Below are 20,625 nucleotides of genomic sequence, written 5' to 3' on the forward strand. Positions count from 1 at the left end.
CTAGAAATTTAATACTATACATAAAGTGTTTAATAACTGTATAATCGATATGACACTTTTGTAGAGGAATGATTCCAATTAAAATTTTAAACTTATTGAAAAACAAAGAAGATAACAAAGGATACGAGTTACAAGTAGATCCAAATTTTCAAGCGGAAATCCAGGTTGATGGCGAAATTAAAAAGCAATTAGAAATTATTGACCTAACACATGAGGATCTTGAAATTATAAAAGGACTACAGCCACTAATCAAAGAAAATCATCAAACATTAGTGGATACATTTTATAATGTCATTCTAAAAGTAGATAATCTAAAAGCAATCATTGACCAGCACAGTTCAACAGCTCGCTTACGTACTACATTAGAAAAACATATTCTCGAAATGTTTAATGGAGTGATTGATGCCGATTTTATTGGGAAAAGAATCACAGTAGCAAAGGTTCATATTCGAATTGGGTTAGAGCCTAAATGGTATATGGGGGCGTTTCAAAATCTGTTTAGTTCACTAATCGAAGTCATTCATACAAACATTAGTGATCCTGAAAATAGAACAAAAATGCTAAAAGTTGTTAGTAAATTATTGAACTTTGAGCAACAATTGGTTCTCGAAGCTTATGAAAAAGAAAATTTATTACAACGTGAACGTGAATACGAGATGATAAGAAATGAATTGAAATTGAATATTACTGACATAAGTGAAGAATTGGCAGCTTTGTCAGAGCAAACAAGTGCATCGGTACAGCAGTTAGTCTCAAGTACCAATGTACTTAGTCAACGTATTATTCAAAGTGCTAGTACGTCACAAGAAACCCAAGACCTTGCGAAACAAGGGAATACTAATATTATTGATCTAGAAATGAAAATGGACTTAATTAAGAAAAGTGCGATGCAAATGAGCCAAGTAGTGGAAAAATTAATCCACTCTTCAGAGCAAATACAACAAGTAGTGAACATCGTTCAAAACATTGCAGAACAAACAAATCTACTTGCATTAAACTCTGCGATTGAGGCAGCAAGGGCTGGAGAGCATGGTAGAGGTTTTGCAGTAGTGGCAAATGAAGTACGGAAATTATCAGAGCAAACGAAAAATTCTGTTCAAAATATTAAAAAGCTTATTGAAGAGTCTAGTCAATTTATGAATGATGTTTCAAGATCGCTTAGTCAAGTCGAAGGTTATATTGATGAAGGTGGAAAAGAAACAATCAATACAAAAGAAAATTTCTCGCAAATTGTACACTCTTTAGAGGCAAGTATGCAGGAAGTTATTCAAGTTGAAGGAGACTTTAAAAATTTGGTTCTTGTCATTGAAGAAATCGGTGAAGCTACAACAACTGTAGCATCTTCAGCAGAGAACTTAAATGAAACCGCAAAAAATTTGTAAGCAATAATCATCTCCTTCGTTTTGGAATTGAGCGAATTTCATAATTACCTCAAAAGAGTTATAACAATCTAAATGTAGTGGCCAATGGTTTCTACGCAACTACATTTAGAATTTAGTAGCGAAGAGATAAATTATGAAATTCATAAAACTGTAAAAATTTACTACAAACTAAATTACATAGCTCAGAGCAAAATGACACATTATATTATTACAAGAGGAGGTGATTATCTTGGCAAACAACAATAGCTCAAATCAATTATTAGTACCAGGAGTGCAACAAGCATTAGATCAAATGAAGTACGAAATCGCTTCTGAATTTGGTGTACAATTAGGTGCAGATGCAACAGCACGTGCAAATGGTTCAGTTGGTGGAGAAATCACAAAGCGTCTTGTTCAAATGGCTGAGCAACAGCTAGGTGGCCGTATTCAGTAATTAAGTAAAACACAACTTAATATTTTGGAATTAGGGGATGGCTTATACCATCCCCTTCTTTAATCTAAAATTTCATTTATTATGGCTGTTTTCTCAAAGATTGTTGCTTTATTTATAGCTAGTAATGACAAGTTATATCAAGTTCTCGGGCGTTTTTTCTAACATTTGAAGGTTGAATTATTGTCCATAAAGCCACGATGTTTACGAAAAAAGCCTTTGTATAAGGAAAACAACGGCTTCTTCCGCTGTATTTCTTTATACAGCAAAGTAAATCAAAAAGGAAGTCATTTTCATGAGCATGTGTCCTTTATGCAATGGGATTAGTGTAATAGAAGAGAGTTGTGAGGTCTGTCATTCTGTCATGAGTGATAAAGGTCGTTTAATGGATTATTTCGATGATTATAGTGCCTATTTGGATATCGAAGGTATGAAGTTATTTGATGGGATAAAAAACGATGCCCAAAATCAGCAATGTCCTCACATCTTTTACTGTTCCAAATGTCATATTGAAAAAACTCTGTTAATACAAGAAGAGGCTCACTAGTTGAGCCTCTTCTTGTATTTGAATATAAGGCAGGGGGCGCCTTATATCTTTATTTTCGAGTGTATTACACTTATAATTAGCGAACGCGTAATTCTGTTTTTGGATCAAAGAAATGACATTTGTTCATATCAAATGCTAATGTAACTTTTTGACCGTTTTTAATATCAGTACGAGAGTCAACACGAGCAATGAAGTCTTGATCATTTACCTTAGAGTAAAGGAATGATTCAGCACCCATTAATTCGGCAACATCAATTGTCGCTTCAATCTTAGTTTCAGCAGATGACTCAAGGAATACTGGCTCATCGTGGATATCTTCTGGGCGAATTCCTAGGATTACCTCTTGATTAGTAAACGCTTGTAACATTTTAAGCTTTCCTTCAGGGACTTTAATTTTCACGTCACCCATTTCGAAGTAACCATTAACAAGTTTCCCATTTAGGAAGTTCATTGCTGGAGATCCGATAAAGCCACCAACGAAAACGTTTTCTGGGAAGTCATAAACTTCTTTTGGTGCTCCAACTTGTTGAATAACTCCGTCTTTCATAATAACGATTCTAGTTGCCATCGTCATTGCTTCTGTTTGGTCATGTGTTACATAGATTGTTGTTGATTGTAAACGATGGTGAAGCTTAGTAATCTCTGCACGCATTTGTACACGTAGCTTTGCATCAAGGTTTGATAACGGCTCATCCATTAAGAATACTTGAGGATCACGAACGATAGCACGTCCTAGTGCTACACGCTGACGCTGACCACCAGACATTGCTTTTGGCTTACGATCAAGCATTTCAGTAAGACCTAAGATTTTAGCTGCTTCTTTTACACGACGATCAATTTCGTCTTTTTTAAACTTACGAAGCTTAAGTCCGAATGCCATGTTTTCATATACGTTCATGTGTGGGTATAATGCATAGTTTTGGAATACCATCGCAATGTCACGATCTTTTGGAGCAACATCATTTACAAGACGGTCACCAATATATAGTTCACCTTTTGAAATATCTTCTAAACCAGCAATCATACGAAGTGTTGTTGACTTACCACATCCAGATGGACCTACGAATACGATAAATTCTTTATCTTTAATTTCAAGGTTAAAGTCTGATACCGCTTCAACTCCACCTTCATAAATTTTATACATATTTTTTAAAGTAATTTCAGCCATTATTTACGCCTCCAATTAGTATCTTTAGGATGCTTTTATTGTAACCAATGACACGTCTCACGTAAATTGTAAGCGTGCACAAAGATTTCTTTCTTTTTTGTGCACGATGCAACAAACTACTTGTGAGCGGTTTCATCTAAGGCAATTAACATGTACATTGCAGCCGCTTGCTGAAATTGTTTAATATCAATTCCCGTTTTTTCAATAAATTTATCTATCCGGTATTGTAAGCTATTTCGGTGCATAAATAGCTTTTTGGCAGCAAGTGTTGTATTTAAATTTGACTCGAAAAAGATTTTGATGGTTTTTAGTAATTCTTTATCGTCGTGAACGTGACTGATCGTTTGCAGTAGCATGGTTTTTGTCATTTCTGAGGATTCATTTGTTAGTAAAAACGGGATTAGCTGTTCTTTTTGGATAACGGTTAGTTTTGGTAATACTCTTCTACCAAGTGAGAAGGCCATTCTTTCCCAATCGTAGACATTTTTCGCATCTGATAAATCTGAAAAAATGGTCCCTTGATAGATAGAAACTTTCACGTAAAAATCAGTCATTATTGCTTCTACGAGACTATCTGCATCATAAGTATCGGCGTCATTTGTCATATATTCAATAATAACGCCGTCGGTTGGCGTGTTCCATAAAAGTGTAATTTCTCGTTGGAATAAACTGTGCATTGCTTCAGTAAACTCAACCTCGTCTTGTAATGCTCCGTTTATGTAGAAGTGGGTAAAACGATAAGATGACGATTGAGTTGAAAATTCAATCGTACTAGGCAATTCACCAGTTTCAATTAATAATCTCCAAGAATGTTCCGTTTTCGAGTCAGTTGTATGTTCTTTATGCAATGGAGTTAAAAAAAGGTCCAATAATTGAATTTGTTCTTCAGATAAGGCACGTTTCTTTAAGCTTAGAATTTCACCATTAGCTGTTTTGTAGTGTAAAGCCTCTTGTCCATTAAATTCAGTGTTGTTAATAATTGCAGTTTGTAAAATGTTTTTTAATTGTTCTACCATGCAAAAAACCCTTCCAATTAACATTGTCTTTAACTGAAAGGGTATCAAACAGATCGAGATAAAACAACTTTTTTTCTAGGTGATTATAATTACCTTTCTAAATCTTGAGCTTTTTTTGGTGGTTCCTCTTCTTTAAAGTCTTGCGTCGCTTCAATTTGTGGATGATCGTAACGGTCCGTCACGGTTCCCCCTGCTAGTCCTTCATTTGTCATTCGATCAACATCGATATACGCTTTATCTCTTCCCTCAAACTTAGAATCTTCCTTCATCTGAATTTTCCCTCCTTTTTGGTTAGAATGTGTAAAATCCCTTTTTTTTAGGCGCTTTTCTAAAACATTGCTCCTGCGGTTACTCGTCGCACAAAAAAACTTGTTGCTTTCTAACCTAAAATAATTGGAAAAGTTCCTTAGAAGAAGATATCACCCAATTAGTTGAGTAAGAAAAGAGCACTACTTACTAAATAAGTAGTGAAATCTTAGTATTAATGTGTAAAAATCCGGCTTTTGGGATTTTTACGAAAGCAACAAATTTTAGCGAAAACAGCTTTTTTTAAAACGAAAAAATAACTTTTGCCTTATAACGAAAGGGCAAACAAAAGTTGAGACCTACTCTAGTCTCAACTCTTGTTCCGAATGTCTGAAGATAGTTGCTTTATAATAGCTAGTAAATGTCAAGGTATATCAAGGTGTCAGGGGCATCTTTTCTACCATCGAAGGTTGTAAACGCAGAAATATCAAATATTTTATTAAATTATTGTTCACAAAGCTACAATGTTTACGAAAAGATCTTTCTAAATAAACCCCGTATCGTCATAAAAGCATTCAATTAGTGTCTTTAATGCTTTTTCTTGAATATGTGGTTCGTCAAATTTCATCGGTTTTGAATTAACTTCAAATAGCCATGGGGTGTTATCTTCATCTATTCCAAGGTCAATGGAGAATTCACATAAGTAGCCGTATGCTAGTTCTAATTGTCGTGCAACTTGGCTAGCTAGAATTTCGATTTCTTTGATATCTATTCCGTGGCTAACGAGTTCGAACGGCAAAATTTTCCCGCCGTGTGGTACATGGGTGGTGATTGAACCATGTCCGGCTAAGCGAACGCCAATCCCAGTAACCATCCATCTATCACGCATTCGTTGTACTAAAATTCGAAAGTCGTACGGACGTTCTTCTAATTGTCTCAATGCTATTCTTTTTTGGATAATGAATTGTTGATGAAAACCATCCCTATAGATAGCGTCCCAGACATCAGCTATATTTTCAAAGCATTGTTTCCAGCCATTTGCTTTAACTTCATATGTTTTTCCTCGTTTAGTAATAGAGAGGATTCCATTACCGCGATTGCTTAGCACTGGTTTTACCATTATAGATTGGTAATCATCTAACCAGTTTTGTAAATCTTCTAGATGGTCAAGACGCTTGGTCTTTGGCAAATACTTTGTTAAAGAAGCGTTCTCAGCTAATTGTTTAAAGGTTTCCCATTTCCCAAAAAAGTGAGGATTATAAAAAGGAATGGCATTTTTAAATGCCATTTTTTTTATTTTGTCTAGTTTTAGTTCCGATTGATAGGAAGCAACCCGGTTATAGATCACATCAGGAAGAGGAAAATAGGCCAGTTTCCATTCACCTTGATCAAATAGATAGCCAGCAATTTGTTCTCCTTGATAGCCCTCAGGAGTCATCACAAATGAAATACCTCCATGTTTTTGAAGATAATTTTGAATACGTTTGAAGGTAGAGCGATTCCCATAAAAGTCATCGCGTCCCTCTTTACTTGCTAAAATTCCTATAAGTGGACCAACCTTTTGATTTTGTTGTTTGACCGAAAAAAGTGTGCCTCTTTGCGACTTGTATTCATAAATTGGAAGAAGATTTTTTCCGAATAGGACTGTATTGGGACAGTCACTATACCATTTTTCGTCATTATAACTGTAAAAAATGTTCATTGGCATTCACGAGTTCTGGTTGTTTCTCGATAGACTGTTTAAATAAGAAAATGGCATATTCTAATGGAAGGCGTCGTGATTGTAAGTCATCTCCCTTTAATTTTGGGTGGGAAAAAATTGTTCTTCCCGGCTTCGAATTCGCTTCAAACATCCAAACATGTTCTTGTTGATCAACTCCAATATCAAAACCAATTTCACCGATAAAGCCAGGCATATTCGCATCAATTCTTTCACTCAATAAAAGAGCAGTATCATTGATCTTTTTAAGGATGGCTGGATTGGCACCGATATCTCGAAGGATTTCTTTAGCCGTTTTGACTTCACCACCACTTTTCACATGGGTTGTAATGCTTCCTGTGCCAGCAATTTTGGCAGCAATAGCACTAACACACCATTTTCCTTGCTCATCTTTATTTGTGTGGATTCGAAAATCTATAGGGTTGTTATGCCACTTTAATAAATTGATTCCCTGTTGCGCAATCATCCCTTCAAAGCCAAATGGAAATTGCCGACGAAGTAAACGTTTCAGCGAAGAATATCTTCTCAATCGATTTTCTTCGTTATTTCGAAAGCGACAATACACGAATGGTTCTTCGTTTTTTTGAATTAATTGTTGTATTCCTAATCCGAGACTGCCATTAGCTGGTTTAATATATACCTGCTTATACTTCTCTAGTAAGTTTTGAATATCGGTAAACTCCGGTTGAAAATAACTTTCAGGCAGGTGCATACTAGCTTGGTGATCACTAATGAGCATCTGGTGTACATCCCACTTATTAAAAAAGCCAGGGTTAAACCAAGGTATGTCATATTCCTTTTGCAAGCGTTCTTTTACCTGTTTCGAAAACGCCAAATTTTCGACTTTTCGATTTGGAAGGCGATCATAGACGACATTTGGAATAGGTACTTTTATTTGTTTCCAACCATCCTTTGTGTAAAAATAGCCGTTTACTGTTCCATGATCCCAATCAATTTGGTGCGCACCAAAGACAAAGTAGAAAGCGCCAACCTTCTTTTCTACAGAAAGTAGTTTTGCAAAAATAAGGAGCGTTCACCAATTGGTCGTAAATTAAATTGGGTGAAACCAGCTGTGAAGATACCAACCAATGGGCCTATAAAAACAGTATCGTCTTTTTGGATTAAATGAATTAGCCCTTCATGAGGGATCATTAATTCTTCCCATAAATCATCCGACAATTTGTATTCATTTTCTTGATCGGGATGAGGGGCAACCTCACATTTTACAGTTTTTGTTCCAAAGGAAATGGCAGTTGGGAACTGCACTCGTTCAACGTATCGCTTAAACAAATCAACAGGCACATAAAGTGTCCCTGAACGATTTGTGTCTTTTTTTAATGGTAATGCTGTCTGATTCATGAAACTCCAACTCCCTTTCGAATGTATCGCTTTCGAACATAGCCCACTGTGGTGTGAAAGACTACGTAGAAAAAGTGAATTTATTGATTACTCATCGGATTTCTAGCGCACGTACTCTTTTCTTTGTGCTTCTAAATAAAGACAATAATGGATTGGTGCTTTTGCTAGAATTTCTTTTTTTTTGAGGAAAACAAGTTGTGATCACCTTTCTGCCTGGCTTTGAATTCACTTCTAATAACCAAAGCTTTCCATTATGGTCAAATCCAAAATCAAAGCCAATTTCAAATAGTTGCTGGCCATGGTTTTCTAATACTTTGGGTATACGTTCTATTAGCGTTGCAATATCTTGTTGTAATGGTTGCCATGCATCTAGTGGAAGCATTTGTAGCCATTCTGCATAAGACGAGATTTCCCCTCCACTACCCAAATTTGAGGTATATTCACCTATTTTTCCAGTACGAATCCCTCTGCCAATTTCCATCCATTGCCCAAACTTATCGCGTTGCAGAAAAACTCGCAGGTCAAATGGACGTTCTTCATTGTTTGTAAGTTGTAAGAACGGTTGAATTAAATACTTTCGTTTTGCAGAAATTTTATTTAGTAACTGCTCTACTTGTTTTTTTGAAAGTATCTTTTGGAAAGACTCTCCGTTTTTCTTAGCAGTAAGCAGGTAACTATTATCAAGGTCAGTTAATATAAAAATGCCTTTTCCTTGTGAACCGCTTACTGGTTTTAGGAGAAGGGAAGAGTGTCTTTGGAACATTGAAAATGCAGAGTTTGCTTGAATTAATAGCTCAGTGTCAGGTAAAAAGTGACCTATCAACGGATCGTTAATTAAAGCATTGTGAACAAGCCATTTATTTGGTAGTCCATGCCCCAAGAATGTAACATCAGGTTGTGCTTTTAACCACGATACGTTTGGATAATTATGCTTGAAAATTTCTTCATTCTCGTAGAAACAGCGATCATAAATAAACAAAGGCAAAGAGAAAGAATCCACTTGCCAGCTAGATGTTTCGTGACAAAATTTCTTTCCTCTTACTCTTTTATTTATCGGGTCTAGATCAGTAGGTAGAAAGAGAAAAACATCTACATTCTCAGACAATCCAACTTTGGCCATCGTTGTAAAATAATCTTCCTCTTGTTGCAGATTTGTTACTAATATACCGAGACTCACCATGAATTATCTCTCCTTTTTCCCTTTCTCAGATCTTTGCAGGGGGTATCCGGACAAATAAGCTAAATAAGCTAAGATAGCTTTGGTTGAAGGTCTAATACCACTTGTTTCAGCCATCTCCATTTTCGAAGGTTTTGAGTTCACTTCAATAATCCAAAGTTTTCCATGTTGATCCAAAGCAATATCGATTCCAAGTTCACCAAACAAGCCATCATTACTTTCAGTAATTAAATTGGCTACTTCAACAGCGAGTTCACCCATCAGCTTCAAGTATTGTCTTGCAAGCTTTTCATCAAATAAATCCGCTAATACATCAATAGGTCTCTTTTGCTCGCCACCTTGTGCTAGATTTGAAACCATTTTTTCCTTTGGTGAAATTCTAGCTACTGATGAAATCACTTTCCACTGGCTTTCTTCGTTTCTTACACAAAGAATACGAAAATCTAGTGGCCGATCTTCTTCAAAGTGAATTAAATTAATTCCTTGTTGGATGATAAAAGGCTTCTTACTAAGGCGCTCCTTTAACCGTTTGTATAATAGATAGCTTGATTTGAAAAAAGTAGATACTTCTTGGGAAAAAGATGAATAATAAACGTTAAAGCCATCATTTTCTTTTTGAATTTTTAATATCTGTCTTCCTTGACTCCCGTGAATTGGTTTAACAAAAATACAGTCATATAGAGTGAGTTTTTCAGCAAAGGCTTCATAGTCATCAAATAGAGCCGTGTTAGGTAAATAAGGTATAACTTCTGGAAAACTTGACAAAGCTTCATGTATTTGCCATTTATCTAAAAAGCTATGATTAAAGTAATTCACACCTTTATCCTCTAAAAAATGTGTGAATTGCTGGTAAGCTTCTGAGGCTTCAAAAGATCTCGAACCAATACGGTTATAAACGGCATCAGGCTCTGGAAATAAATCATTTTGCCATTCTTCATGTTGGAATGAGTAACCTCTAAAATGCTCTTCCGATTTGAGTATCGGTTTTATATAGAAAAAAATATGGTGGCGCTTTGCAAATCTTGCTAATTCTTCAAAAAAGGCTGTCATACTTCCAAACTTTATGTCTTCATGATACATTTGGTTAGTAATGCATGTGATGATTGGCCCTAATTTAAGTGTATTCTCATCCTGATTATATAGACAATGTATAGGCAATATTTCATAAGGAATTACTAACTTTTTTGCGAGCGTAGGTGTAATTTCGATGGTAGGCACTTTAAAAGAAGGGGATGCAACAATGCTCGCTTCTTCATGGATACTACCAAATTGAAACGTAACCGCATCACCATTGTTTAAACCAAAGTTTTTGCATAACGATCGCGATATCTTTATTTGCTCACTGGTATCAAAACTGCTATTTTTATCAACCTGAACGATAACTTTTCTTATGAACATTTAGACCACTCATTTTTATTAGTTTTGAATTTTGAGTTAGGGGTTTTGAGTTGGCTTGGGTTTCGCTTCGAAGCATTGCTTTATAGAAACTCATAACTCAGCACTCATAACTCAAAACTTGATAGGCATTTGTTGATATCGTATCCTATGTTAATCTAGGCATATGTGTGAGAATCAGTTGTAAAGAAGGCTGTTTTCGCAAAGTTTGTTGCTTAAGTACATACTAGAATTGCACTACTTATTTAGTAAGTATTGCTCTTTTCTTACTAAATTTATTGGGTGCTATCTCCAACTAAAGAATTTTTCCAATAAATTTAGGTGAAAAGCAACAAGTTTTTTTGTGCGACGAGTAACCGCAGGAGCAATGTTTTAGAAAAGAGCCTAAAAGAAAGAGGAGTGACATTTGTGGAGGTTTTTGTTGTTATTTTACTTATGGTCCTTGTAGGGGCCTAATCGGTGGGGTTACGAACTCACTAGCAATAAAAATGCTATTTCGGCCATATCGAGCTTATTATCTTGGGAAATGGAGAATTCCTTTTACACCTGGATTAATTCCTAAGCGAAGAGGTGAGTTGGCTGAACAACTTGGAAAATTAGTTGTAAATCATTTACTAACTGCTGAAGGATTGCAAAAAAAGTTAGAAAACAAAATGTTTGTACATGAAATGACAGAATGGGTACAAAGAGAAGTAAGGAAGTTTTTGCAGAGTGAGGAAACCTTAAGTGACGTTTTGGCATCATGGACCGGAGTGACACGTGGAAAAGAGAAAATCCAACATATTTTAGCTAATTGGATGTGCAATAGATCTGAAAAAATTATCAGCGAGCTTCGCACGTTACCTTTAAATGAGATCATCCCAAAACCACTAGCTAAAAAGGTAGACGATTTACTTCCCGTAATGACGCAAGTTTTCATTGAAAAGGGAAAAGAATACTTTAATAGCCCTGAAGGTATTGAGCGATTAAGCAATATGGTTGACCGCTTTTAATGGGGCGGGGAGCGTTAGGGAATATGGTCTCAATGTTCTTAGGTAACGAACGCTTAGTTGATAAGCTACAACCGGAAATAATCAAGATGCTAAATGATAAAGGAACACATGAACTGATTGAAATATTTCTAAAAAAAGAATGGGACAAAATCAAGCAATTAAAAGTAGAAGAGGTAGAGGAACGTATTAACCTAAAAGAAGTCGCTACATTTATTCAAGAGAAACTAATCGAAAATGTACCATTTAATTATCTAGATAAGCCTCTTTATGAATGGTCACCACTACTTGAAAAAACGTTGGTTGACGAGGTTGTTCCAAAAACAATCTTCAAAATAGGACAAGCTATTTCTGCTGAATTAGTTCATTTATTAAAAAAATTAGAGCTTGAGGAAGTGGTAAAAAATCAAGTAGAGCAATTTTCAGTAAAACGTTTAGAAGATATGGTATTGTCAATTTCCAGACGTGAATTAAAGCTGATCACTTATTTAGGAGCTTTACTAGGTGGGCTTATTGGGCTTATGCAAGGATTTTTTATCATTTTTCTAAGCTAATTTCTCTTATTACGTGAATTAAAGATGTAAAAGTGGTATAGTCGTGAAGGAGTATTTATTAAAAGCCATCTCTTATTTTAATGATCTTTTCGTAAACTTTGGATGCGGAGAAAGCTAATATTAAATAAGTGAAAGGCAAATCTAGGAGGTTTTTTATAATGTCTAACGTATATGACAAGGCTCATGAGCTAGGACGAGTATTAAAAGAAAGTGAAGAATTCACACAATTAGCAGAACTTCATGGAAAGGTTAATGCTGATCCTCAAGCTAAGCAAATGCTTGATGGCTTCCGTGCAATTCAAATGGAACTTCAACAAAAGCAAATGCAAGGAATAGAAATTTCTGAAGAAGAAATCCAAAAGGCACAAAGTGTTTTTGAACTTGTGCAGCAACATGAGCTAATCGGTAAGTTGATGGAAGTAGAGCAACGCATGAGCCAGTTAATTGGTGACTTAAATAGAATTATCGCTGAGCCTCTAGAAGAGCTATATGGTTTAGGTGAATAGTAAACAAAAAGGTGACCAAATTTGGTCATCTTTTTTAGTTGAGAGTGTAGAGTGCGGAGCGAATTTCATCACAAATCGAACTCAAAACTCAAAACTCAAAATTCAAAACTCTACACCGTAATCTGTTCTATTGTCTCAAAATTTATCATAGGCTTTTACCAAACAGTGAAGTTATGAAAAGGGGGATCAAGAGTGGCTTATCGTTTATTAGCACTAGATATAGATGGGACGCTGTTACAATCGAACCATCGTTTAGCAAAACAAACAAAAGAGGCAATTAACTTTGCAAAAAGAAAAGGTGTTTATGTAACCTTAGCAACAGGAAGATCTTTTCCTTCGGCACAGAAAGTAGCAAAAGCTTTAGATCTTGAAACAGACCTAATTACTCATGATGGGGCATTTATCGGGTCTTCGTTAGAAACACCTACGTTTGAACGGAGGTTAAATAACGAGAAAGCCTATCATATTGTTGAGCTTTTAGAAAAGCACAATTGTCATATTAGGGTCATGCATGAAAAATTTGCAATTGGCAATAAAATACGCCAAAAAAACTATCTAATTGCTAAAATGACGGTTGGCATCGGTGATCCAGTATTTTACCCAGTGACTTTTGTAGATTCGTTAAGTAACTATTTGTTAAACGAACCTGTAATGCCTCCAAAAATTCATGCATTCTTTTTTAACGAAAAAGACCGATTATCGGCCAAAGAAGAGTTATTAAAGGAAATTCCAGGTATACATGTGACTTCTTCATCTGAAGGTGGCTTAGAAATTGTATCAGAAGGCATTTCAAAAGCTAGAGGTTTACAGGTTTTAGGTGAGAAATTAGGGATTGGCTTAAGTCAAATGGTTGCGATTGGGGCTTATGAAAACGATCTAGAAATGATTACCCAAGTCGGATTAGGTGTTGCAATGGGTAATGCACCAAATATATTCGTGACCAAGCGGATTGGGTAACACGTTCAAATAATCAAAACGGTGTTGCTTATATGGTAAAAGAAGTATTCCGTAAGCAATTAAACATGCAATTTTAACCACACCAAAAACAGGAAGCGGTCATTTCCGCTTTCTGTTTTTTAGTAATCCCCTCGATACTACTGATGAAATAACACTAACCCTCCAGAAGACCGCGTAACTCTGCTAGGAAAATTTTTATAGTTTAATTCAGCTAGCTTTTGCTCTCCAATTTTTTTTGCTTCACGATCATCATTTGCTTGAAACTTTTCATCTACTAATAAATGTCCACTTTCATCAAAAACGGTAAGAACATACCCCCTCATTGCTTCACCCCTATCGTTACTTAATAGTTATAGTGTAAAGATAGCCAAGATTTAAAATCAAACAATTAGTCTTAAAATAACATAATTTGAAAAACATACGTAGATGTGAAGAGGTATTATCTCAAAAAAATGAATTTCATATTAACCAAATGCCCATTTGCTGAATATGATATCGTGGAAGGAGAGATGGGCATGTATCATAGACAAAATATGTATGATGTTTGTAAAAACCATATGCACCGTTACGTACTTGTACAAACAACAGAGCAACAAGCGTATGATGGTATCGTTGAAAATGTTGACGAAACGAATTTATATCTAGCAGTTCCTGTTGGTGAAACAATGCAAAGAGACGGTGGCAATGAAGAACGTTTAATTGGAGGATTTGGGCTAGGATATGGTCCTGGCTTTGGTTATCCAGGGTATGGTTTCCCAGGGTATGGTTTTCCGGGGTACGGGTATCCAGGCTACGGCTATCCATTCGGACCAAGACGACGCTTCCAACGCTTAGTTTTACCATTAGCTGCCATTACTGCACTATCCCTATTACCATATTATTAGAAAAAAGAAGCTGCAATCGCAGCTTTTCCAGGCTGCCTGAGAAAGTCTCAACGGCCATATTTTAGTATATTACTAATTGCATTATGACCGTAGCCAAGCATTGCTTGGCTCTTCACGCATATCGTAAAGTTTGTAACTAAATGAGGTGGAGGACAAATGAAATTGTCCTCCACCTCATTTAGTTACGTAACGGTCAAAATACAAAATATTATTGATATATGTTTCGGAAAATCCGAGTATTCAAGTATTGCGCGGATTGGAGACCCACTATTGCCCCAGGTTAGTTATTCAAGGTGTTTGGATACTGGTATGGAATTGGATCTGAACGATGAGTAGAAATGGAGATTAAACCAATGTAGCTTATCGTAGGTATCATGGTCTTGGCTTAACTGACACCGTACCTGATCATACAACAATAAGTAAAGGAACTTCTGCTTTCCAAGATATTCTTGATGAAGTTGTTCAACTTGTTATGAAACACCGTGGTTGGCTTATAAGAGTTACTGAAAACTCTATACTTTTAACTTGTTATAAGAACAAATGTTTTGTCAATAATGGTATAATATTATACATAGTTTAATTTAGGTGAGGGGAAATAATGAAAAATATTCGATTTATTCATGCAGCGGACTTGCATTTAGATAGTCCTTTTCAGGGTTTACGAGATTTGCCAGAAAAGCTGTTTCATTATGTAAGGGAAAGTACGTTTGAGGCCTTACAAATGCTAGTTAACCATGCTATAAACTACCAAGTAGATTTTGTTGTTCTAGCGGGTGATCTCTTTGACGGTGAAAATCGTAGTTTGATGGCTCAAGCAAAACTTAAAAAGGCAATGGAACAATTACATCAGTTTGGAATTGCTTGTTACATCATTCATGGTAATCATGATCCTTTAAATGGAACATGGATTCCACTATCTTGGCCTGAAAATGTCTTTTTTTTCAAAGATGAAGTTGAGGTTTTTGAGTTTACCAAAAATGACGTAAGTGTTCATTTATATGGATATAGTTATCCTCAAAAAATAGTGAAAGAAAACATTGCATCACAGTTTCAAAGAGTTGGGACGGCAGACTTTCATATTGGAATTCTCCATGGAACGGCAGAAGGGCAAGAAGGGCACGACAATTATGCACCGTTCTCAATTCAAGAATTAGTTGAAAAAGATTTTGATTACTGGGCCCTAGGGCATATTCACAAACGGCAAATTTTGCATGAGAGTCCTTTTGTTGCTTATTCAGGTAATATCCAAGGCAGGCACAGTAAGGAGAAAGGCGAAAAGGGTGTTTTTCTGGTCGAACTAGATGATTTTAAATCATCAAAGCTAACATTTTTGCCTACCTCCACATTAATCTGGGAAGAACTAACTATACCTATAAAAGGGATCGAAACGATTGATGAATTAAAGACTTGTTGTGAAACTACTTTGCATGATGCTAAGCAATGTGGAAAAAATGTCTTCGCCATCCTACGTTTTATAGGTAGTGGTCCGCTTCATACAAATCTAATGGAAGAAATTGATGATTTAGTAGAAATACTAAATTGGAACCAAGAAGAAAAAGAACATTTTACTTTTATTGTAGAAAGAAAACTAGAGACAATTGGTGAGTGGGACCGTGATCAATTGAAAAAAGAACAACATCTCTTAAGTGACATTGTCTCCACAGTTGACCGGTTAAGCATAGGAGAGGACCCTTTGCACGAGGTTTTAGCGGAGGTATATAGAAATCAAAGACTGAAGCGATTTTTAACGCCGATTTCCCAAGAGCAGCAAAGACAGCTTTTACAAGAAGCGGAAAGTTATATTTTAACAGAGCTATTAAAGGAAAGGGATGAGTAACCAATATGAAACTAAGAAAACTCCATCTCTATGGTTTTGGTCGCTTTCAAGATTTTCAAATTGAATTGGCCGATCAACCGCTACATATTTTTCTAGGAGAAAATGAAGCGGGAAAGTCTACGATCATGGCATTCATTCGTTGCATTTTATTTGGCTTTCCTACGAAACAACAAACTGAGCTTCGCTATGAACCAAGACTAGGTGGTCGTTACGGTGGTAGTATTGTTCTTGAAACCAAAGAATTTGGCAAGGTGACCATAGAACGAGTCCATGGTAAAGCCACGGGTGATGCCAAGATTTACTTTGCTGATGGAAGTATTGGAGGTGAAAATGAGCTAAAGCTTGTTTTAAATGAAATAGATCGAACGATTTTTTCGGCAATTTATTCCTTTGGTTTAACGGATTTACAAACAATGGAGCAATTACACTCAGATGAGTTAAATAAATTTATGTACGGGGTAGGTATATCTGGACGAAACAATTTATTAGAAATTGAGAAGAAGAATGACAAAGTACTTCAAACCCTTTATAAACCAACAGGTAGAAAACCCGTCATTAATGAACAACTAAGAAAGGTAAACGATTTAGAAGAAAAAATAAGTGCTTGGAGAAAGAAGCTTAGTCAGCATGATCAGCTTGTAAAAGAACGTAACGAAATTAACGCTATGATTGAAAAAACGATGGAAGAAGATCGAACCTTAAATCGTAATTATCGGTACTTTGAAAAACTACAATCTATTTCATCAGTCATATTAAATAAGAAAATGTATGAGAGTCGGTTACAGCAATTGCCGGTATTCAGCCCTTTTCCAGAGGATGGTCTACAGCGATTAGAAAAAAACTTAGATAGTCTTGTCCTAATTGAAGGAGAAATCATTGATATAGAGACAAAAATAAAGCAAATTTGTCTAGAAAAGGAAAATTATCAAGTCAATGAAAACGTAAATGAACTTCAAGAGGCAATTGATCAAATCAAAGAGTCTAGGAAAATATATCAAGTAAAGCGGGATGAAATCGCACTCCTTTTACAACAAATCCAATTTGAGGAAAATGAATACGAAGTCTTAAAAGAAAAGCTAGGCTACAAGAATGTCTCATTTAAAACAGGGGTTGTTGTTGAACAAAAGCTAGCTAGTCTCATCGAAGAGGAAGCCGCCATCAAACAACGAGACTTTTATCTTCATTCTCAGCTTGATCAAGTAAGAACTTCTCTTGAAAGCAAAGAAGCTGAGATAAACTTATTAAAACAGCAGGTACTAGATGATCAAACAAAAAAAGAACTCGAACAAAAAGTGGATAAACAACGTAGTGAAAAAGAGTTAGAGCAAGAATTAAGATATGTAGATGGTAGTTTGCAGTTGATAAACCAACAACTAAATCAGATCAAAGCAAATGAAAGTAGTCTAAAAAAACCAATAATCTTTATTAGTGTCTTGTTGAGCTTAATTGGTGGATTTTTCCTACTTCAGTATTCACAAGTCTATTTAGCAATTGTATTATTTATTGTTATGGTAAGTATTTTATTGTTATTGGCTGCCGATAAGAAAAAAAGTAAGAAAATGCATAATAGTTTATTAGCGGATTTAACCAATCAGAATGAAAAACTTACGTTACAACGTGCAACAACTATAGCTGATATTCAAAAGCAGCGGCAAACTCATGATAATCATGACCATGAAATGCTTCTAAGAGACCAGTTAAAACGGGAGCAATTAAGGTTTAAAGAACAGGGGTTAAAGGAAATAAATGAACAGTATGAACACATTTGCAAAGAATTAGATCAGTTGGAGTTTACTACTGCTGCTTTCCAAGAAAAATTACAAAGTTGGGCGCTTGAATTTAACTACCCAATAAGTCTAGAAGCTGAAACCTACGTAAAGCTTTTAAAAATAATGGAGGAAGTAAAGAAAAAACAACGGCAACTTCATTATTTAAAAGAAAAATTAGCAACATTTCATAGTGAAATTGAAGAGTTTGAAGCAAAAGTAGAAGCGATGTGCAAAAAACTTTCAATACCGGTTAGTAGCTTTTATCAAAATATAGAAAAGTTATCTCTCTACTTAAAAAAACAGCAGGAAACTGAAAAGATCCTTCATAGGCTAGGAGACCGAGAAAACCAGCTTATTGAAAATCTTAGAGCAGCAGAAACAAAGCTTAGTCAATTTAAGAAAGAGATCAACAAGTTGTATCAACTTGCAAACGTAAAAAGCGAAGATGAGTTTCGACAGAAGGGAAAGGCCTGGTTAGAAAGCCAACAAATTCAGGAACAAATACGGATATACAATAGTCAAATTTCCCCTCTAGTCCATCAAGAGGCAGAGTTAATACAATTAGAAAGTGACGTTGTCCAGTATCAAGATGTCCTTAATGAAAAGCTAGGACAACTAAAGAAGAATATGATTGAAATCCGGGATCAATTAAATCGAGAGCATGAAAAGTTAGCAAAAGTAAATCAGACCATTGAAGATATGGAAGAAGGAACTAATTATTCTCACGCATTACATAATTTTGAGAACGAAAAGGGAATTCTAAATGCAGAAATCAAAAAATGGGCGTTCCATCGAACCGTACAGTTATTAATTGAAGAGGCAAAGAAAGTCTATGAAAAAGAGCGACAGCCTCAAGTGATAAAAGAAGCAACGAATATGTTTCAATTTATGACAGACGGTCAATATGTTCAATTATTTGCGCCAATTGGTGAACAAAGATTATATGTTGAGCGCTGTGACGGAATCAAATTTCAGCCTAATGAGTTAAGTCAAGGAACGAAGGAGCAACTTTATCTAGCAATTCGCTTAGCATTAGCAAAAATACATTCCAAGCAAAACGCTTTTCCGATTTTTCTAGATGATATCTTCGTCAACTTTGATATTAAACGCCGCTCAAAAGCAATTGAACTAATCAAAGAAATTTCTAACGATCATCAAGTTATCTTCTTTACTTGTCATCCGTTTATGGCTGAAGAAGTTTCTACTCACCATTTCACATTAAAAGTTGCCGAACACTCCGTACTTTAATTTCGACATATATGTAAAGGTTTGATAAAATCTAGTAGGATTTTTTCTTTTTTTCGTTAAAATAGAGATAAGGTAAATACTCAGTAAAAGGGTGAGAATAATTGGAAAAATATATTATAAATTTAGTAGAAGATGAAAAAAATTTAGCAGAAATAATAAAAGCCTATATGGTTAGAGAAGGCTGGGATGTTCATCACTTCGCTGATGGCCAAGAAGCCTATGATGCAATTAACCAAGCTACTCCTCATTTATGGGTATTGGATATCATGCTTCCAAATATGGATGGTTATCAACTTTTAAAGGCAATTAAAATGAAAACGATACACCTGTTATCTTTATATCAGCCCGTGATAAAGACTTAGATAGAGTCTTAGGACTCGAGTTAGGTAGTGATGATTATTTAGCAAAGCCCTTTTTACCTGAAGAATTAATTATCCGTGTAAAAAGAATTTTATCAAGAGCTTATAATGTAACAAAACAAGAAGATCAAAAGCGGCTTGAAGTAAATGGTTACTTTATCGATCCGGCAACTCGAAATATTTACGATGGCAGTGAATTATTAGAAATGACAACAAAGGAGCTAGACTTGATCATTCTGCTTACATCAAACGTAGGGAAAGCATTCTCTAGAGAGGAAATTATTGATTATGTTTGGGGTTCTGACTATTATGGTTCAGAGCGAGCAGTTGATGATGTTGTAAGAAGAGTAAGAAAGAAATTACCTCGCTTACATGTTGAAACACTTTATGGATTTGGATATCGGGTTTTATCTTCATGAAAAGTGTTAATTTAACACACAGAATATGGCTTTCGTTTATTTCATTAATTCTTATCGTCGCTCTACTATTAATTGTTATCTATCCGATCTCTTTAAAGAGTACGTTGACAGAAGAGACGTATCGAATTATTGAAGAAGAACAAGATCGTTATCAGACACCACATGAACAAGCACCACCTCAAAATGAGCTTGATTTTATCGCGCGGCGAGAAGCTGAACGTTCAGTTGGACATCTTTTCTTTATGAATCAATTTGGCAGGGTTCAAGGCGACCCTGTTCCAAAGGATGTTATGAATCAAATGACTGACCGAGCATATAAACAAATGACAGACCGCGGTAGATATGAACTTACCTACAGTGGGGCCACCGTTTTTTATGTAGTGTTAAAAATCAATACAGTCGTTGGTGATGCTTATCATATATCTTATATGTGGGATTCATACCGTGATCAGATGATAGAACAGCTCTGGGAACGTCTTCTTTACATTATCATTTTAGCAAGTTTGCTTGGGTTGTTTCCTGCCTTTTGGCTTAAGAATTATTTACGACAACCGCTTTCATTATTAGGGAATCATATTGAACAAATTTCAAATCGTAATTGGCAAGAGCCTTTTGAATGGAAAGGTGATCAAGATTTTCAAAAACTTTCTTTTCAATTTGAAC

At 35.6% G+C, this 20,625-nt stretch carries 19 protein-coding genes and 2 pseudogenes; 12 read left to right on the top strand and 9 right to left on the bottom strand.

Translation table 11 applies throughout. The features are described from left to right. Nucleotides 1-68 precede the first annotated feature (68 nt). The 3 genes from H1D32_RS18605 (at nucleotide 69) to H1D32_RS18615 (ending at nucleotide 2,359) form a co-directional block, all read left to right on the top strand. Entirely contained in the window at nucleotides 69-1,382 is a 1,314-nt protein-coding gene (locus H1D32_RS18605) for a globin-coupled sensor protein (protein WP_261179738.1), read from the top strand. Between the two features lie 229 nt (nucleotides 1,383-1,611). Then, nucleotides 1,612-1,815 carry an alpha/beta-type small acid-soluble spore protein gene (locus tag H1D32_RS18610; protein ID WP_261179739.1) on the top strand — a complete coding sequence of 68 codons (204 nt, stop codon included), beginning with the start codon at nucleotides 1,612-1,614 and terminating at the stop codon, nucleotides 1,813-1,815. Between the two features lie 292 nt (nucleotides 1,816-2,107). Continuing rightward, the gene (locus tag H1D32_RS18615; protein ID WP_261179740.1) at nucleotides 2,108-2,359 is read left to right on the top strand and encodes a hypothetical protein; all 252 of its coding nucleotides are present in this window, start codon (nucleotides 2,108-2,110) and stop codon (nucleotides 2,357-2,359) included. Between the two features lie 76 nt (nucleotides 2,360-2,435). Here H1D32_RS18615 and H1D32_RS18620 read toward each other — a convergent pair whose 3' ends face one another. The 8 genes from H1D32_RS18620 to H1D32_RS18655 all read right to left on the bottom strand — a co-directional run bounded on the left by H1D32_RS18620 (nucleotide 2,436) and on the right by H1D32_RS18655 (nucleotide 10,443). After that, entirely contained in the window at nucleotides 2,436-3,527 is a 1,092-nt protein-coding gene (locus tag H1D32_RS18620) for an ABC transporter ATP-binding protein (protein ID WP_261179741.1), read from the bottom strand. A 116-nt stretch (nucleotides 3,528-3,643) separates the two neighbouring features. Continuing rightward, entirely contained in the window at nucleotides 3,644-4,543 is a 900-nt protein-coding gene (locus H1D32_RS18625; protein WP_261179742.1) for a PucR family transcriptional regulator, read from the bottom strand. A gap of 89 nt (nucleotides 4,544-4,632) precedes the next feature. Continuing rightward, complete coding sequence (locus tag H1D32_RS18630) at nucleotides 4,633-4,812, bottom strand: hypothetical protein (protein ID WP_261179743.1); 180 nt, start codon at nucleotides 4,810-4,812, stop codon at nucleotides 4,633-4,635. 521 nt (nucleotides 4,813-5,333) lie between these two features. Next, on the bottom strand, nucleotides 5,334-6,497 hold the full coding sequence (locus H1D32_RS18635; protein ID WP_261179744.1) for a YheC/YheD family endospore coat-associated protein: 1,164 nt from the start codon (nucleotides 6,495-6,497) through the stop codon (nucleotides 5,334-5,336). After that, entirely contained in the window at nucleotides 6,469-7,344 is an 876-nt protein-coding gene (locus tag H1D32_RS18640) for a YheC/YheD family protein (protein WP_261179745.1), read from the bottom strand. Before H1D32_RS18640 ends, H1D32_RS18635 begins: the two co-directional genes overlap by 29 nt. Before the next feature lie 164 nt (nucleotides 7,345-7,508). After that, nucleotides 7,509-7,868, bottom strand: a complete 360-nt coding sequence (locus tag H1D32_RS18645) for a hypothetical protein (protein ID WP_261179746.1) — start codon at nucleotides 7,866-7,868, stop codon at nucleotides 7,509-7,511. A 91-nt stretch (nucleotides 7,869-7,959) separates the two neighbouring features. Beyond that, entirely contained in the window at nucleotides 7,960-9,048 is a 1,089-nt protein-coding gene (locus H1D32_RS18650) for a YheC/YheD family endospore coat-associated protein (protein ID WP_261179747.1), read from the bottom strand. Between the two features lie 3 nt (nucleotides 9,049-9,051). Beyond that, nucleotides 9,052-10,443, bottom strand: a complete 1,392-nt coding sequence (locus H1D32_RS18655) for a YheC/YheD family endospore coat-associated protein (RefSeq protein ID WP_261179748.1) — start codon at nucleotides 10,441-10,443, stop codon at nucleotides 9,052-9,054. 452 nt (nucleotides 10,444-10,895) lie between these two features. On the opposite strand from H1D32_RS18655, the gene H1D32_RS18660 reads away from it, so the two are divergent. The 4 genes from H1D32_RS18660 (at nucleotide 10,896) to H1D32_RS18675 (ending at nucleotide 13,446) form a co-directional block, all read left to right on the top strand. Beyond that, nucleotides 10,896-11,432: a DUF445 domain-containing protein gene (locus H1D32_RS18660; protein WP_261180006.1), complete on the top strand. Its 537-nt coding sequence runs from the start codon at nucleotides 10,896-10,898 to the stop codon at nucleotides 11,430-11,432. Between the two features lie 23 nt (nucleotides 11,433-11,455). Further along, nucleotides 11,456-11,983, top strand: a complete 528-nt coding sequence (locus tag H1D32_RS18665; protein WP_261179749.1) for a DUF445 family protein — start codon at nucleotides 11,456-11,458, stop codon at nucleotides 11,981-11,983. Nucleotides 11,984-12,141: 158 nt separating this feature from the next. Next, nucleotides 12,142-12,489, top strand: a complete 348-nt coding sequence (locus tag H1D32_RS18670) for a YlbF/YmcA family competence regulator (RefSeq protein ID WP_261179750.1) — start codon at nucleotides 12,142-12,144, stop codon at nucleotides 12,487-12,489. A 192-nt stretch (nucleotides 12,490-12,681) separates the two neighbouring features. Next, nucleotides 12,682-13,446 carry an HAD family hydrolase gene (locus tag H1D32_RS18675; protein WP_314733452.1) on the top strand — a complete coding sequence of 255 codons (765 nt, stop codon included), beginning with the start codon at nucleotides 12,682-12,684 and terminating at the stop codon, nucleotides 13,444-13,446. Nucleotides 13,447-13,583: 137 nt separating this feature from the next. Here the strand turns inward: H1D32_RS18675 and H1D32_RS18680 are convergent, their stop codons facing one another. After that, nucleotides 13,584-13,769 (bottom strand): YhzD family protein, encoded by a 186-nt coding sequence (locus H1D32_RS18680; protein ID WP_261179751.1) that lies wholly within the window; start codon nucleotides 13,767-13,769, stop codon nucleotides 13,584-13,586. 192 nt (nucleotides 13,770-13,961) lie between these two features. On the opposite strand from H1D32_RS18680, the gene H1D32_RS18685 reads away from it, so the two are divergent. The 5 genes and pseudogenes from H1D32_RS18685 to H1D32_RS18700 all read left to right on the top strand — a co-directional run bounded on the left by H1D32_RS18685 (nucleotide 13,962) and on the right by H1D32_RS18700 (nucleotide 19,962). Next, a complete protein-coding gene (locus H1D32_RS18685) occupies nucleotides 13,962-14,330 on the top strand; it encodes a hypothetical protein (RefSeq protein ID WP_261179752.1) in 369 nt (122 codons plus the stop codon). Between the two features lie 299 nt (nucleotides 14,331-14,629). Beyond that, a pseudogene (locus H1D32_RS25510) lies at nucleotides 14,630-14,811 on the top strand (transposase); the annotation flags it as partial. A 117-nt stretch (nucleotides 14,812-14,928) separates the two neighbouring features. Beyond that, nucleotides 14,929-16,167: a metallophosphoesterase family protein gene (locus H1D32_RS18690; protein ID WP_261179753.1), complete on the top strand. Its 1,239-nt coding sequence runs from the start codon at nucleotides 14,929-14,931 to the stop codon at nucleotides 16,165-16,167. A 5-nt stretch (nucleotides 16,168-16,172) separates the two neighbouring features. Continuing rightward, nucleotides 16,173-19,184, top strand: a complete 3,012-nt coding sequence (locus tag H1D32_RS18695; protein WP_261179754.1) for an ATP-binding protein — start codon at nucleotides 16,173-16,175, stop codon at nucleotides 19,182-19,184. Between the two features lie 101 nt (nucleotides 19,185-19,285). Further along, a pseudogene (locus H1D32_RS18700) lies at nucleotides 19,286-19,962 on the top strand (response regulator transcription factor). The last annotated feature ends 663 nt before the right edge of the window (nucleotides 19,963-20,625 follow it).

Origin of the sequence: Anaerobacillus sp. CMMVII (assembly GCF_025377685.1) — a bacterium.
In the GTDB taxonomy this organism is placed as follows: domain Bacteria; phylum Bacillota; class Bacilli; order Bacillales; family Anaerobacillaceae; genus Anaerobacillus.